At 64.7% G+C, this 14,300-nt stretch carries 12 protein-coding genes and 1 pseudogene; 2 read left to right on the top strand and 11 right to left on the bottom strand.

What is annotated here, in order from left to right:
* Positions 1–282: 282 nt before the first annotated feature.
* From AC56QQ_RS01990 to bcoG, 7 genes and pseudogenes are all read right to left on the bottom strand, one after another.
* Positions 283–1,221: an alpha/beta hydrolase gene (locus AC56QQ_RS01990; RefSeq protein WP_497125358.1), complete on the bottom strand. Its 939-nt coding sequence runs from the start codon at positions 1,219–1,221 to the stop codon at positions 283–285.
* A gap of 16 nt (positions 1,222–1,237) precedes the next feature.
* On the bottom strand, positions 1,238–2,020 hold the full coding sequence (locus AC56QQ_RS01995) for a carnitinyl-CoA dehydratase (protein WP_497125359.1): 783 nt from the start codon (positions 2,018–2,020) through the stop codon (positions 1,238–1,240).
* The gene (locus AC56QQ_RS02000; RefSeq protein ID WP_497125360.1) at positions 2,013–4,091 is read right to left on the bottom strand and encodes an acetate--CoA ligase family protein; all 2,079 of its coding nucleotides are present in this window, start codon (positions 4,089–4,091) and stop codon (positions 2,013–2,015) included. The genes AC56QQ_RS01995 and AC56QQ_RS02000 overlap by 8 nt, the downstream gene beginning before the upstream one ends.
* Before the next feature lie 2 nt (positions 4,092–4,093).
* Positions 4,094–5,258, bottom strand: a pseudogene (locus AC56QQ_RS02005) (acyl-CoA dehydrogenase family protein).
* A gap of 4 nt (positions 5,259–5,262) precedes the next feature.
* Positions 5,263–6,366, bottom strand: a complete 1,104-nt coding sequence (locus tag AC56QQ_RS02010; RefSeq protein WP_497125361.1) for a carnitine 3-dehydrogenase — start codon at positions 6,364–6,366, stop codon at positions 5,263–5,265.
* Complete coding sequence (locus tag AC56QQ_RS02015) at positions 6,363–6,992, bottom strand: HD domain-containing protein (RefSeq protein ID WP_497125362.1); 630 nt, start codon at positions 6,990–6,992, stop codon at positions 6,363–6,365. The genes AC56QQ_RS02010 and AC56QQ_RS02015 overlap by 4 nt, the downstream gene beginning before the upstream one ends.
* Before the next feature lie 24 nt (positions 6,993–7,016).
* Positions 7,017–7,934, bottom strand: a complete 918-nt coding sequence (bcoG, locus tag AC56QQ_RS02020; RefSeq protein WP_497125363.1) for a 3-dehydrocarnitine:acetyl-CoA trimethylamine transferase BcoG — start codon at positions 7,932–7,934, stop codon at positions 7,017–7,019.
* Between the two features lie 134 nt (positions 7,935–8,068).
* On the opposite strand from bcoG, the gene AC56QQ_RS02025 reads away from it, so the two are divergent.
* Positions 8,069–9,049, top strand: coding sequence for a GlxA family transcriptional regulator (locus tag AC56QQ_RS02025; protein WP_497125364.1), 981 nt, complete (start codon positions 8,069–8,071; stop codon positions 9,047–9,049).
* Positions 9,050–9,112: 63 nt separating this feature from the next.
* Here the strand turns inward: AC56QQ_RS02025 and AC56QQ_RS02030 are convergent, their stop codons facing one another.
* Positions 9,113–9,322, bottom strand: a complete 210-nt coding sequence (locus AC56QQ_RS02030) for a hypothetical protein (protein WP_489858799.1) — start codon at positions 9,320–9,322, stop codon at positions 9,113–9,115.
* Between the two features lie 203 nt (positions 9,323–9,525).
* The gene (gene xylA / locus AC56QQ_RS02035) at positions 9,526–10,851 is read right to left on the bottom strand and encodes a xylose isomerase (protein ID WP_489858798.1); all 1,326 of its coding nucleotides are present in this window, start codon (positions 10,849–10,851) and stop codon (positions 9,526–9,528) included.
* Positions 10,852–10,962: 111 nt separating this feature from the next.
* Here xylA and AC56QQ_RS02040 point away from each other — a divergent pair, with 111 nt between their 5' ends.
* Positions 10,963–11,325 (top strand): nuclear transport factor 2 family protein, encoded by a 363-nt coding sequence (locus AC56QQ_RS02040; RefSeq protein WP_497125365.1) that lies wholly within the window; start codon positions 10,963–10,965, stop codon positions 11,323–11,325.
* A 32-nt stretch (positions 11,326–11,357) separates the two neighbouring features.
* Here the strand turns inward: AC56QQ_RS02040 and xylB are convergent, their stop codons facing one another.
* Both xylB and AC56QQ_RS02050 read right to left on the bottom strand, forming a co-directional pair.
* Complete coding sequence (gene xylB / locus AC56QQ_RS02045; protein ID WP_497125366.1) at positions 11,358–12,812, bottom strand: xylulokinase; 1,455 nt, start codon at positions 12,810–12,812, stop codon at positions 11,358–11,360.
* Between the two features lie 82 nt (positions 12,813–12,894).
* On the bottom strand, positions 12,895–14,217 hold the full coding sequence (locus AC56QQ_RS02050) for a tetratricopeptide repeat protein (RefSeq protein WP_497125367.1): 1,323 nt from the start codon (positions 14,215–14,217) through the stop codon (positions 12,895–12,897).
* Positions 14,218–14,300 lie beyond the last annotated feature (83 nt).

Consider the following 14,300-nt stretch of genomic DNA (forward strand, 5'->3'; position numbering starts at 1 on the left):
GGGGCGCAGGGCTCTCGCGGCGATCCGGCTTTGGCCCCTCGATGCGTCCTCCCCGTTGATGACGTGGCAGCGGTGAGATGCAGCGGAGCAGGTCGAAAGGCTCGATAAAGGCAGCGATCAGCGGCAGGCGTTGCATGAGGTTATCCGGCTCCAGATCCTTAATATGTATGCAGTCTGCATATTACTAATGCAGGTGTCAAGCCGAGCGAAAGCGTTCCGGCATGGTGAGTCCGCATCGAATCACGCCAGTGCCATCGTCTCTCTACGGGAGGGGGAAATCGCTCACCAGAGCCAGGCGCCCTTGCCAAGGGCGCCTACCGCATCGACGATCCGGGTGAAGCTCGCGCGGGCGCGGCCAACCGTGTGCCGGGCCCTGAGATAGCCATGCACCAGCCCCGGTTCCTCGAACCAGGTGGCACGCCCGCCTGCCGCGACGATACGATCGCGGTAGGTCTCACCGTCAGACGACAGCGGGTCGCATTCTGCGGTGACAAGCACTGTCGGCGGCAGGTTGGAGAAGTCGGTGTCGGCAAGCGGTGCGAGTGTCGCGTCGCCGCTGCGCTCCTGCCCGCCAGTGCGGATGTGCTTGTAGAATTCGAGATCTCGCATGGTCAGCATCGGCGCTTCGGCATGCCTGAGATAGGATCCCTTTGCTCGGTCCCCGCCGAGGCCGGGATAGATCAGCACCTGGCCGACCGGCTTGCGCGGATGGCCGCGTGTCGCATGGCTCACGGCAGCGGCAAGATTGCCGCCGGCGCTGTCGCCGCAAAGCAGAATGGGGTGATTGCGGGTGGTGGCGGCCCATTCGAAGGCGTTCATCACGTCGTCGAAAGCGGCCGGATGCAGGTGTTCCGGCGCCAGCCGGTAGTCGACCGAGACCACCTCATATCCGGTACGGGCGCAGAGCTCGGCGCAGACATCGTCATGGCTGTCCAGCCCGCCGAGGATGAAGCCGCCGCCATGGAAATAGAGCACCGTCGCTGCCGCTTGCGGGGTGTTTCGGTAGATGCGGATCGGGATGTCGTGCGTGGGCGTTGCAATGGCAGCGGTTTCGACCGAGACGCCTTCGGGATAGCCGGCAAAGAACTCCCGGCACATGTGGTTGTAGATCTCGCGCTGCTGGGTGATCGTGTAGTCGATCGTGTCCGGCGGATAGTATGAATTCGTCCGTTCGATGAAGGCCCAGGTCTCGGCGTCGATCAGTTTCTTGTAGTCGGTCATGGAGCTGGCCTGCCGCTCATTTCCCCTTCCACACCGGATCGCGCTTTTCTGCAAACGCGCGAAAGCCTTCCATATTGTCCTCGGAACCGTAGAGGGTATCGACCGTCGGCAGTTGGCGGCGCGTCACCCGGTTCATCGCATCCTGGAAGCTGAGCGCCTCGGCCACCCGCGCCGTTTCCTTGATCGCGGCAAACACCAGCGGCGGACCGCTGGCGAGCAGCCGGGCGATCTCCCAGACCCGGTCCTCAAGCTTCTCCTTGGGCAGCACTTCGTTGACCAGGCCCCAGCGATGCGCCTCGGCGACATCCATCCAGCGTCCGGTGAGCAAAAGGTCCATGGCGACATGATAGGGGATGCGTTTCGGCAGTTTGATCGTCGCCGCGTCGGCCAGCGTGCCGGCGCGGATTTCAGGCAGCGCGAAGGATGAGTGATCGGAGGCGTAGATGAGGTCGCAGGACAGCGCCAGCTCGAAGCCGCCGCCGACCGCCATGCCGTTGACACACGCGATGACCGGCTTGTTCATGTCGCGCAGTTCCTGCAGGCCGGCAAAGCCGCCCACGCCATAGTCGCCGTCGACCGCATCGCCGCCGGCAGCCGCCTTCAGATCCCAGCCGGCGCAGAAGAACTTGTCGCCGGCGGTCTTGACGATGGCAACGCGCAAGGTGGGGTCGTCGCGAAACGCCTTGAAGGTCTCGCCCATCAGCCGCGACGTCTTCAGGTCGATGGCGTTGGCCTTGGGCCGGTCGAGCGTGACCTCGAGGATCGTGCCCTCCCGGCGAGTGGTGATGACGTCAGCCATTCTTCTTGTCTCCCAGCACCAGCAGCGCGTCGGCGATCCAGGCACCCTTGCCCTCGGCGCAGACGATCAGCGGGTTGATGTCGAGTTCCTCGATCTCGCCGGCATTCTTCTGCACGAAGGCGGCAATGCCCGAGATGGCGTCGATGGCCGCGGCGACATCGGCTTTCGGCCGGCCGCGATAGCCTTCGAGCAGCGGATAGAGTTTAAGGCCGCGCAACGCCGCCTCGATGTCGTCGCGGGTTGCCGGCAGCATCAGCGTGACGCTGTCGCGCAACAGTTCGACCAGCACGCCACCGGTGCCCAGCGTCATCACCGCACCGAACATCGGATCGCGGGTGAAGCCGACGATCAGTTCGGCGACACCGTCGCGCACCATGCGCTCGACATAAAGCCCGGTGCCGAGCGGCAGCAAGTCATGCGCCGCCGTGCTGACGGATTCGGTGTCCTTGAGATTGAGCCTGACGGCGCCGACCTCGGATTTGTGGGTAACGCCCAGCGCCTTCAGGGCGACGGGAAAGCCGAGCGCCATCGACGAGATCACCGCCTCGACCGCATTGCCGGCGCGTTCACCTTTCGGCACCGGCAGGCCTGCCTTGATCAGCCGTGCCTTCGCCTCGGCCTCGTCGGGGGTGACGTGGTCGCCGCCGGGTGCGCCGGCAGCCGAGGTGTCGATCGGCTGCGCCTGCGGCTCGTGCCACGCCCAGCCGATGAAGGCTGCCGCCTGGGCGGCGTCCATGGCTTCGGAAATACCGAACAATGGCACCATGCCGCGCGCCATCAGCCCGGCCGTGTATTCTTCCGGCAGGTTCTCCGGCAACGAGGAGACGATCGCGCCTTGCGCCTTGTTGGTCTTCAGCGCCGATTCGAAGGCGCGCAGCGTCGCCCACCAGTCGGTGTCCGAGCAGCGGTCGGGGCGGGGGAAGTCGAGCACCAGCATGTTGAGGTCGAAGCCGCCCGACACCATGGCGGTGAAGGTGGCGGTCATCGCCGGCTCATTGTTCCAGATGAAGGTGTGGTAGTCGAGCGGGTTGGCCACCGCGACCAGCGGCCCGAGCGTCGATTTGACATGGGCGCGATGGGTGTCGGTCAGGACCGGAAAATTGACCCAGCGCCCTTCGGCGCTGTCGGCCATGACGGACGCCTCGCCGCCCGAGCAGCTCATCGACGACAGTCGATAGCCGGGCAGCGGACCGGTGATGTGCAGAAGCTTCAACGCCTCGATGAAGGCGGGAATCGAATCGACACGCGCGATGCCGAGCCGCTTCAGGAAGGCGCCCGATGCCGCGTCCGAGCCGGCGAGCGAGGCGGTGTGCGAGACGGTCGCCTGCCGCGCCTGTTCGGAGCGGCCGACCTTCATGGCGATGATCGGCTTCTTTAGCTCGCGCGCCCGCGCCGCCAGCTTCTCGAAGCCGGCTACCGAATCGAAGGCCTCGATATGCAGGCCGAGCGACGTGACCCGCTCGTCCTCGATCAGGCCGAGCGCCATTTCGGACAGGCCGGTCTGCGCCTGGTTGCCGGCGGTCATCAAAAAGGCGATCGGCAGGCCACGCTTCTGCATCGTCATGTTGATGGCGATGTTGGACGACTGGGTGATGATGGCGACGCCACGGCCACCCTCGGCCAGCCTGATGCCGCCATGCTGGTCTGGCCACAGAAGCGCGCCGTCGGCGTAGTTGATGAGGCCATAGCAGTTCGGCCCGATGATCGGCATCTGGCCCGCCGCCGCGACCAGTTCGGCCTGCAGCCGCTGGCCGTCATCGTCATAAGCCTCGGTCTCGAGGAAGCCGGCGGCAAAGCAGACGGCACCGCCGGCGCCGCGTTCGGCCAGCGCCTTGATCACCTCGATGGTCAAATGCCGGTTGACGCCGACAAAGGCGGCGTCAGGCGCGCCGGGCAGCTCGGCCACCGAACGATAGGCCTTGCGGCCGGCGACCTCGTCCTTGGTCGGATGCACAGGCCAGATCTCGCCGGCAAAGCCCATCTTGATCGATTGCGCAACGACAGCCGCGGCCTGCGCACCGCCGAAGACGGCGATCGACTTCGGCCGCAGGAGACGCTCTAGCTTGTGCATTATCAGGCTCCAAACGGGCGCAGCAGCGCCCGCGAAATGATGTGGCGCTGGATTTCCGACGTGCCTTCCCAGATGCGCTCGACACGCGCGTCGCGCCAGATGCGCTCCAGCGGCAGATCGTCCATCAGCCCCATGCCGCCGTGGATCTGGATCGCCTCGTCGGCGACGAAGGCGAGCATTTCGGTGGCCTTCAGCTTGGCCATGGCCATGTCCTGATCGGTGACGGTGCCCTGATCGTACTTCCAGCCGGCTTCGAACACCATCAGGTCGGCCGCCTTCAGTTCGGTCGCCATGTCGGCCAGCTTGAACGACACGCCCTGGAACTTGCCGATCTGCTGGCCGAACTGCTGGCGCTGCGCGGCATATTCGACGGCATGGCCAAGCGCTCGCTCGGCGCGGCCGAGACAGGTGGCACCGACCTGCAGGCGGGTCGCGCCAAGCCGAGGAATTGGCAACGTCAAATCCCTTGTGCACTTCGCCGAGCACCTGGCTTGCAGGCAGCCGGCAATCGTCGAATTCCAGGATGGCGTTGGTGTAGCCGCGATGCGAGACGTTGCGATAGCCGTCGCGGACTGCAAAACCCTTGGTGCCCTTGTCGACGAAGAAGGCAGTAATCTTCTTGCGTTTTCCACGCGCGGATTCTTCTTCGCCTGAGGCCATGAAGACGATGGCGAAATCGGCAAGGTCAGCGTGGCTGATGAAATGCTTGGTGCCGTTCAGCACCCAGTCGTCGCCATCCTGCACGGCGGTCGCCTTCATGCCGCGCAGGTCGGAACCGGCGCCCGGCTCGGTCATCGCCAGGCAGTCCCACTTCTCGCCACGGATGCATGGGAACAGATACTTTTCGCGCTGCTCGGGCGTGCCGGCCAGCAGGATGTTGGAGGGGCGCGCCACGCAGGTCCAGTGCAGCGCGTAGTTGGCGCGGCCAAGTTCCTTTTCGTAAAGCAGCCAGGTCACCGTATCCAGGCCGGCGCCGCCGACGTCGGCCGGCATGTTGGCGGCGTAGAGCCCGGCCTCGATCGCCTTGGCCTTGAGCTCCTCGATCAGCTCGCGGCGCAGCACGCCGGTGCGCTCGACCTCGCGCTCATGCGGATAAAGCTCATTCTCGACGAAGGCGCGCGTCGTCTCGACAATGAGCCTCTGTTCCTCCGACAGACCGAAATCCATGGTCTCAGCCCTTCTTCTTGCTGGTCTTTTTCTTCGGCTTCCCGGCTTTCTTCACCGGCTTGGAGGCCTTGGCCTTCTCGGCCGCCTTGGAGGCCGTGGGCTTCTTCGCCGCCAGCTTGGCCAACTGCCGGGTGTAGTCCTTGTGCAAGGCGCCGGCGCCCCAGCCCTTGCCCTTGTTCTGCTTCGACAGCGCATCCATGATCGCGACCAGATTGTCGTCGCGGATCTTCTCCAGCTCGCGGATCGACAGGCCGTGCGCCTGGTCGTCCGACTGCGTGGCGATCAGGTCGACCAGCTCGTCGTTGAACTCCGGCACATCCATGAGCTTGGTCCATGGCCATTTCAGGCACGGGCCGAACTGGGCCATGAAGTGGCGCATGCCGGCCTCGCCGCCGGCGACGCGATAGACCTGGAACATGCCCATCTGCGCCCAGCGCAGGCCGAAGCCATAGCGCATGATGTCGTCGAGTTCCTCGACCGTGCAGATGCCGTCCTTGATCAGCCACAGCGCCTCGCGCCATGCCGCCTCCAGCAGGCGGTCGCCGACAAAGGCCTCGATTTCCTTGCGGATCACCACCGGCTTCATGCCGATCGAGGCGTAGATCTCCTTGGCGACCTCGATCGCCTCGGGAAAGGTCTGTTCGCCGCCGACGATCTCGACCAGCGGCAGGAGATAGACCGGGTTGAACGGATGGCCGACGACCAGCCGTTCCGGATGCTTCTTCATCGCCACCTGCATGTCGGTCGGCTTGATGCCGGAGGTCGACGAGCCGACGATGGCGTTGGCCGGCGCATGGGCGTCGATCTCGGCCAGCACGCGGTGCTTGAGGTCGAGCCGTTCCGGCACGCTTTCCTGGATGAAGTCGGCATCGGCGACCGCTTCGGCGATGGTCTTGGCGAAGGTCAGCTTGCCTTCCTTGGGCAGGCCGCCGGGAACCATCTGCTTGTAGGCGCGGCGCGCGCCCTTCATCACTTCCGAGACCTTGCGCGACGCTTCCGGATCGGGATCGAAGATCGACACGTCGATGCCGTTGAGCAAAAGCCGCGCCACCCAGCCGGCGCCGATGACACCGCCGCCGATGGCGGCTGCCTTGTTGATGATGCTCATGCGGAAGCTCCGGTTCTTGTCGTGGCTGTCTGGGGATCAATGAGAGGCACGCGCTCGCCGGCGCGGATCACGGACGGGTCGTAGGCCTTGCGGGCAAAGATTTCCAGCACGAAGGGCCGGAAGAATTCGATCGGCAGCGTGTCGTAGTCGGGGTCGAAGCTCGACTGGTCCCAGCGTTCGCAGAACTGGTCGCAGTCGTCGAAATAGGCATGGCCGGCAAAGCGGTCGCGGGCATGGCGGTTGCCGCCGAGGTGGTGGGCGTAATAGAGGCGCTGGAAATCACCGTGCTTCTCCACCACCCAGGTGCATTGTTCGCGCACGAAGGGTTTCAGGATCGAAGCGGCGTACTCATCGTGATTGTAGGGCGCATAGATGTCGCCGATGTCGTGCAGCAGCGCGCTGGCGATCCAGTCGGTGTCGGCGCCATCGCGCCAGGCGCGCGTCGCCGCCTGCAGCGAATGACCAAGCCGGGTGATCTTGTAGCCCGACAGGCCCTCGTCGAGCTGCACCAGCGCATCGAGCAGCCGCTCGCCGGTCCTGGCCGCATAGTCGATCTCGTGTGCGGTCAGCAACTCGTAATCGTCCCTGTCGCCATCCTTCATCGCGGTGAATTTGACGGTTGTCATGCCGACCTCCCAGCCAGGTTCAGCTTATGCCGTGACCGGCGCTCGCTTGGTCAGGTTCAGCTTCTTGCGCACCTCCTCGGGTCCGAGGATCCTGGCGCCCAGATTGGTGACGATGCTGGCGGCGCGCTCGACCAGCTGCGCGTTGGTCGCCAGCACGCCCTTGTCGAGCCAGAGATTGTCCTCGAGGCCGACGCGGACATTACCGCCGGCCAGCACCGCCGCGGCGGCATAGGCCATCTGGTTGCGGCCGATGGCGAAGGCCGACCAGTTCCAGGTCGACGGCACATTGTTGACCATGGCCATGAAGGTGTTGAGGTCGTCAGGCGCGCCCCACGGCACGCCCATGCAGAGCTGCACTAGAGCGTCAGGCTTGAGCACCTTTTCCTCGACCAGCTGCTTGGCGAACCACAGATGGCCGGTGTCGAAAGCCTCGATCTCCGGCTTGACGCCCAGCGCCGTCATCATGCCGCCCATGGCGCGCAACATGCCGGGCGTGTTGGTCATCACATAGTCGGCCTCGGCGAAGTTCATGGTGCCGCAGTCGAGCGTGCAGATTTCCGGCAGGCACTGGCGCACATGTTCCATGCGGTTGGTGGCGCCGCCCATGTCGGTGCCTTTTTCGTTGAGCGGCAGCGGCGCCTCGGGCGAGCCGAACACCATGTCGCCGCCCATGCCGGCGGTCAGATTCAGGATGACGTCGACGTCTGCCGCGCGGATACGCTCGGTCACTTCGCGGTAGAGATGCACGTCGCGCCGAGGCTTGCCGGTTTCGGGATCGCGCACATGGCAGTGGACGATCGCCGCACCCGCCTTGGCCGCGTCGATGGCCGAATCGGCGATCTGCTTGGGCGAGCGCGGCACATGCGGGCTGCGATCCTGCGAACCGCCGGACCCGGTCACGGCACAGGTAATGAAAACCTCACGGTTCATCGCGAGCGGCATCGAAATCCTCCCAATCGAGATAGCCATGCATGTCGCCCAAAAGTGGGAAACCGGTTTTGGGATAACGACATGCACCAGAACGAACCAACAATGACTGACTTGCCGGAAACTGTTTTGCGTTTTACGAAGCTCTCATGATCAAAAGCGAAAAGCCGACAATCTTTCGCGCCGAGCGCTTGCCGCTCAAGGTGACGCTGCTGGTGTTTTCCGGCTCGTCCATCATGTGCGTCGCGTCGGCCGTCGACCCGCTGCGCGCCGCCAACCGCATTTCCGGCGAGACCTTGTTCGATTTCAAACTGGTCTCGGTGACCGGCGAGGCTCCGGTCACCACTTGCGGCCTGCCAGTGGCGGTGAGCGGCCATTTCGATGCGAGCGAGCCAACCGATGTTCTTGTCGTCGTTGCCGGTTTCGGCACCCAGAATTATGCAACGTCAGCTCTGCTGTCGGGCCTGCGCCGGGCGGCGCGGGCGGCGCGCGCCTGCGGCGGCGTCGAGGCCGGCACCTGGCTGGTGGCGCGCGCCGGCCTGCTGGAAGGGCGCAGCGCCACCACCCACTGGGAAGACATGGAGGATTTTTCGGCGGCCTTTCCCGGCGTCGATGTCCGCCCGGACCGCTATGTCATCGACGGGCCGGTCTTCACCTCGGGTGGTGCCTCGCCGACCTTCGACCTGATGCTGCATCTCATTCGCACGCGGCTCGGCATGGCCGTCGCGCTCGATGTCGCCAGCGTCTTCATCTACGACCAGGCTCGCGCCGCGACCGATGCGCAGCCGCTCGTCTCACTCGGACGGCTCGACGGCTACGATCCGCGGCTGGCGCAAGCCATCCGGCTGATGGAAGCGCATGTCGACCAGCCGCTGACCATAGAAGCGGTGGCCAAGCGCGCCGGTGTGACGGCGCGGACGCTGGAGAGCATTTTCCGCAAGTCGATCGGCGAGACGCCGGGCGCCTATTATCTCAGGCTGCGCCTGGGGGCGGCGCGACGGCTGGTGGTCGACACCAGGGTGGCGATGGCCGATATAGCCGGGCGGACTGGATTTTCATCCGCCGCGGCATTTTCAAGGGCATTTTCACGGGCTTTCGGCGAAGCGCCGGTCAGGCTGCGCCGAGGCTGATATGCATGTCGCCCAAAAGTGTATTGCGGTTTTGGGGCAACGACATGCACAAAATCGGCAGGATCAGGCAGCGTTCTGGCGGTCTGCGCCGGCGTCGATCTGCGAACGCATCTGTCTGGCAAGATGGGTCTCAAAACGGCTGGCGACGGCGCGGTCCCATTCGTTCGAGCGGTGCGTAGCATCCTTCGGATGCGGCATTGCCATCAGCCGGTCGATGATCGATCCGGCCTCGCCCGGTGAGAGCAGGGCGTCGATTTCACGTTCGTTCTGCATATCGGTTCGCCTCCTTCTTCCTCTCCGCCACGAAGCATCCTTATAGGCGATACGTGACGGCAGTTTGAAGGCAGGAGCGAGGTCATTGAAGGGCGGCAAAGGGCAAAACCTTGTCGTCCGAAACGGCCTCGCGCAAACCCGTTCCAGGGCGGCAGGAGCGTTGTCCTGCCGCCCTTCGAACAGTTCGAAACGGCTTTCCGCTCTCAGACGTAGCGGTTGACGATGTTTTCCAGCAGTTCCTGGCGACCCGACCTCGGCTGCGGCTCGATCTTCTTCTTGACGACGCGCTCGGCGATTTCTTCCAGCGTCCGCTTGCCGGACAGCATCGCCTTGCCCTCTGCGCTGTTCCAGCCGGCGTAGCGCTCTGCCAGCGGAGCCGACAGCGCCTTGTCCTCGACCATGCGGGCCGCGGCCTTGAGGCCACGCGCGCAGCAATCCATGCCGCCGATATGGCCGATCAGCAGATCCTGCGGATCGAGGGACTGGCGGCGCAGTTTTGCGTCGAAATTGGTGCCGCCGGTCTTGAAGCCGCCAGCCTGCAGGACCTGATAGTAGGCCAGCGCCATCTCCGGCACGTTGTTGGGGAACTGGTCGGTATCCCAGCCCGACTGGTAGTCGTTGCGGTTCATGTCGATCGAGCCGAAAATGCCGAGCGCATTGGCCAGCGCCAGTTCGTGCTCGAAGGAGTGACCGGCCAGGATGGCGTGGCCCTGCTCAATGTTGAGCTTGACTTCCTTCTCCAGCCCGAAGCGCTTGAGGAAGCCATAGACCGTGGCGACATCGTAATCGTACTGGTGCTTGGTCGGCTCCTGCGGCTTCGGCTCGATCAGGATCGTGCCCTTGAAGCCGATCTTGTGCTTGTAGTCGACGACGAGGCTGAGGAAGCGGCCGGCCTGCTCCTGCTCGCGGGCCAGGTCGGTGTTGAGCAGCGTCTCATAACCCTCGCGTCCGCCCCACAGCACGTAGTTCTCGCCCTTCAGCCGCTTGGTGACGTCGATGCAGCTCTTCACCGTCGCGGCCGCATAGGCAAAGACGTCCGGATCGGGGTTGGTGGCGGCGCCCGACATGAAGCGGCGATTGGAGAACAGGTTGGCCGTGCCCCAGAGCAGCTTGACGCCGGTCTGCTTCATCTTGCCGGCAAAGTAATCGGCGATCTCATCGAGGCGGGCAGCGCTCTCGGAGAAATCCTTGCCCTCGGGCCGCACGTCGGCGTCGTGGAAGCAGAAATAGGGCGCGCCGAGCAGCGAGAACATCTCGAAGGCGACGTCGGCCTTGAGCTTGGCCAGTTCCATCGTGTCGACGCCTCCGGCCTTGGGAAACCAGGGGCGATCGAAGGTCTGGCCGCCGAACGGATCGCCGCCCGGCCAGGCGAAGGAATGCCAGTAGGCGACGGCAAAGCGCAAATGATCTTCCAGCCGCTTGCCGGCGACAACCTCATCCGGATTGTAGAACCGGTAGGCGAGCGGATTGGTCGAATCCGGACCCTCGTATTTGATCTTCTGGATGTCGCCGAAAAATCCGCTGCTCATGGCTTTCTTCCTCTCGAATAGTTCGCCTTGATTACCTCAGGCGTAATTGGTTTCGTTCTTCCGCCGGTCGAAAAGGCTCATGTCAAAGCCAGTCAACAAAGGAGACAGACCATGACCGACCTCAGCAAGATCGCCGAAGGCTACATCACCGCCTGGAACGAGAGCGACGCGGATCGCCGCGCAGCCTTGCTCAAGGCGATCTTCACCGAAGACGTCAGCTATCGCGATCCGCTGATGCAGGGCGATGGCCATGCGGGTGTCGCGGCACTCATCGACGGCGTGCAGCAGCGCTTTGCCGGCTTCCGCTTCTCGCTGAAGGGCACGCCCGACGGTTTTGCCGACAAGATCCGCTTCTCGTGGAACCTCGGTCCGGAAGGCACTCCGTCCGTCATCGAAGGCACCGACATCGGCGTCATCGAGAACGGCCGCCTGAAGAGCGTTACGGGTTTCCTCGACAAGGTGCCGGCGCAGTGAGCCGCGATGCCGCGGCGTGGGCGAGAGACCGCTCACGCCGTGACACTCTTGATTGCCGGGTACAGCGCCCGGAAGCGGTGGTAGGCATCCGCATAGGCCCCGCCGAGCGCAGCGTCCGGTTCGATCGTCGCATCGGTCGCGGGCGCCGTGCAGACGCTGAGCGGATCCGCGCCCGTCGCCGCGATCAGGCCGAGCCTGGCCGCGCCAAAGGCGGCGCCGAAATCGCCGTCGGCGGGAATGTCGACCGGCAGGCGAAGCGCGGTGGCGATCGCCTTCAGCCAGTAGCGTGAGCGCGAGCCGCCACCGATCGCTGTCACTCGCGTCAATGTCGTGCCGGCCTTGGCCAGCGCTTCGAGGCTGTCGCGGAAGGCAAAGGCGACGCCTTCCAGCACCGCCTGGGTCAGCACCGCGCGGCTCGATTCATGCGCCAGTCCGCTGAACGCGCCGCGAACAGCGGAATCATTGTAGGGCGTGCGCTCGCCAGACAGATAGGGCAGGAACGACACGCCACTCGGCGCCTTCAGCGTACCGCCGAGCTCGGCGGTCAGTTCGCCGGCGCCCTTGCCGGTGATCTCCGACAGCCAGTTCAGCGAATCCGTCGCCGACAGGATGACGCCCATCTGGTGCCAGGTGTCAGGCAGGGCGTGACAGAAGGTATGCACCGCGCTCGCCGGGTTGGGCAGGTAGGAGGCGTTGGCGGCAAACAAAACACCCGACGTGCCGAGCGAGACGAAGGCCTGGCCGGCGCCGACCGTGCCCATGCCGCAGGCCGAGGCGGCATTGTCGCCGGCACCGCCGGCAATCGGAATGCCGGCCTGCAGGCCCCATTTCGAAGCCAGCTCGGCGCGCAAGGCGCCGGCCTTCTGCGTGCCCTCGACCAGCGACGGCATCTGTCTTTCGTCGAGCGATGTCGCCGCGAGCAATTCGGCCGACCAGCGCCGTTCGCCGACATCGAGCCAGGAGGTACCGGCCGAATCCGACATTTCCGAAATGTGCTCGCCCGAAAGCCAGAGCCGCAGGAAATCCTTGGGCAGCAAGACCTTCGCCACCTTGGCGAAAATGGCGGGCTCGTTGTTCTTCACCCAGGCCAGCTTCGGCGCGGTGAAACCGGGAAAGACGATGTTGCCGGTCAACGCGCGAAAACGCGGGTTGGCGTCGAGGGCAGCTGCCTCGGCATGGCTGCGCGTATCGTTCCACAGGATGCAAGGGCGAAGCACCTGGTCGGCCGCGTCAAGCAGGGTCGCGCCATGCATGTGACCGGAAAGGCCGATGCCTTTGACGGCGGAGAGTTGTCGCGGGTAGGCGGCCCTCAGCGCGGCGATCGCCTCTTCACAGGCGCGAAGCCAATCGGCGGGATCCTGTTCCGACCAGCCGGGATGCGGCCGCGACACATCGAGCGATGCATGGCCGGAGCCGACGACGGTTTGCCCGGCATCGATGAGCATCGCCTTGACGCCCGATGTACCGAGATCGAGCCCGAGATACATGTCTTCCTCCCCATGCCATTAATTTTTTCGGATCTCGAAAAAATCTGGCTTGGCCAGTTTTTAAGACAAGATCCGCTTCCGGTCAATTCTCCGACAAATCGGCCGCACGACGCGAAAGCAGCGCCGACAGCGGGCTGTCGGGTCGAGCCATCGAACGTTCCGCGGCAAGCGCCCCGGCCAGCGCGCCGTCACCGGCCCGCAAGGCCGCCTCGATCAGCGTCAGGTCGATGACGTCGCGTTGCGCGTGGCTGCCGCCGAAACGATGGGCGATCGCCCGGATCGGCCGGATCAGGCGCACAGTCTCGGTGTAGTTGCCGTCGCCGAACGCCTTGATGGCGAGTGTCAGCGGGTGGCCGACATCCCGGGTGAACGTGACGTTGTCATCGCTGCCGCGCATGGCCTCGCGCTGCGCCTCGAGCAAGGTCTGAGCACGGGCGTCGAGGCCGGCGCCGACAAAGGCCATCATCGCGTGGGCATCGTTGAAGGCATAGTTGCCGGCGCCGGCCTTGCGCCAGTTGGCGGCGATCGCTGCCCAGCGGTCGCCGACATCGATGCCGCCGAGATAGAGCCGCCACAGGATCGCCGAGGCATCGACCATGTTGAGCGCCAGTGTCGATCGGTCGCTGTAGATGGGGCCGTCATAGAGGGCCAGAACTTCGTCGATCTCGCCGAGATCGTAGTGGAACAGCGCCAGATGCCACCAATTGTGCACCTGCAGAAAGCTCTCTTTCGTCCATGCTTCGGGATTGGCGCGCATCCACGCAATGCCATCCCTTTGCCGGCTCTGCATTTCCATGACATGGGCGACGGCATGCTGGGCCCAGCCGTCGCGCGGCTCGATCTCCACCGCCGTGCGGCCAAGCATCTCGGCCCGCGCATAGTCACCCATTTCCTCCAGCCCGAACGCCTGCATGCCGAGGATGGCGTGGTAGCCGGGCATGCCGCTCTGCCAGGACGGCAGGGCACGGGCGATGCGGTCGCGCAACATGCGGGCATTGCCGGTGAAGAAATCGATCTGATGGCCGACCTGCAGCGCCAGCGCGTCGCGCGGATTCTCGATGGCGATGTCCTCGAGAATGCTGCCGGCATCATGCCAGCGCCCGTTGACGAGATGGCCAAGGGCCGAGACATGCGCCTGCTCCCGCGTTGTCGCGGCAAGCGGCAGTGCCGCCGCATGGCAAGCCCTGGCCACCGCCGTCGCCTCTCGCTCGGTGGCGAGGCCGAAGAGATAACCCTTGAACACATGCGCCATGACGAAGCCGGGATCCTCGACGATGGCACGATCGACGGACGCGACCGGATCGCCGATGAAGCACTGCAATTCATGGACAGCATGGCTGTAGGGCGAAAAACCTGTCTCTGTCGCGCCCGAAAATGTCAGGCCGAATGGATCCCTGATTGCCATGCGATGTCCCCTGACCAGCCTGTGATCGACCCTTCGAACCCTTGGGTCCAAAGCGATCTTAAAGCATGGGCCACGAACGCGCC

This window comes from Mesorhizobium sp. RCAM 05099, assembly GCF_059683685.1.

What these genes read in the sequence shown, in the direction of transcription:
- AC56QQ_RS01990 (WP_497125358.1), bottom strand. Translation starts at nt 1,221, where the DNA reads ATGACCGACTACAAGAAACTGATCGACGCCGAGACCTGGGCCTTCATC.
- AC56QQ_RS01995 (WP_497125359.1), bottom strand. Translation starts at nt 2,020, where the DNA reads ATGGCTGACGTCATCACCACTCGCCGGGAGGGCACGATCCTCGAGGTC.
- AC56QQ_RS02000 (WP_497125360.1), bottom strand. Translation starts at nt 4,091, where the DNA reads ATGCACAAGCTAGAGCGTCTCCTGCGGCCGAAGTCGATCGCCGTCTTC.
- AC56QQ_RS02010 (WP_497125361.1), bottom strand. Translation starts at nt 6,366, where the DNA reads ATGAGCATCATCAACAAGGCAGCCGCCATCGGCGGCGGTGTCATCGGC.
- AC56QQ_RS02015 (WP_497125362.1), bottom strand. Translation starts at nt 6,992, where the DNA reads ATGACAACCGTCAAATTCACCGCGATGAAGGATGGCGACAGGGACGAT.
- bcoG (WP_497125363.1), bottom strand. Translation starts at nt 7,934, where the DNA reads ATGCCGCTCGCGATGAACCGTGAGGTTTTCATTACCTGTGCCGTGACC.
- AC56QQ_RS02025 (WP_497125364.1), top strand. Translation starts at nt 8,069, where the DNA reads ATGATCAAAAGCGAAAAGCCGACAATCTTTCGCGCCGAGCGCTTGCCG.
- AC56QQ_RS02030 (WP_489858799.1), bottom strand. Translation starts at nt 9,322, where the DNA reads ATGCAGAACGAACGTGAAATCGACGCCCTGCTCTCACCGGGCGAGGCC.
- xylA (WP_489858798.1), bottom strand. Translation starts at nt 10,851, where the DNA reads ATGAGCAGCGGATTTTTCGGCGACATCCAGAAGATCAAATACGAGGGT.
- AC56QQ_RS02040 (WP_497125365.1), top strand. Translation starts at nt 10,963, where the DNA reads ATGACCGACCTCAGCAAGATCGCCGAAGGCTACATCACCGCCTGGAAC.
- xylB (WP_497125366.1), bottom strand. Translation starts at nt 12,812, where the DNA reads ATGTATCTCGGGCTCGATCTCGGTACATCGGGCGTCAAGGCGATGCTC.
- AC56QQ_RS02050 (WP_497125367.1), bottom strand. Translation starts at nt 14,217, where the DNA reads ATGGCAATCAGGGATCCATTCGGCCTGACATTTTCGGGCGCGACAGAG.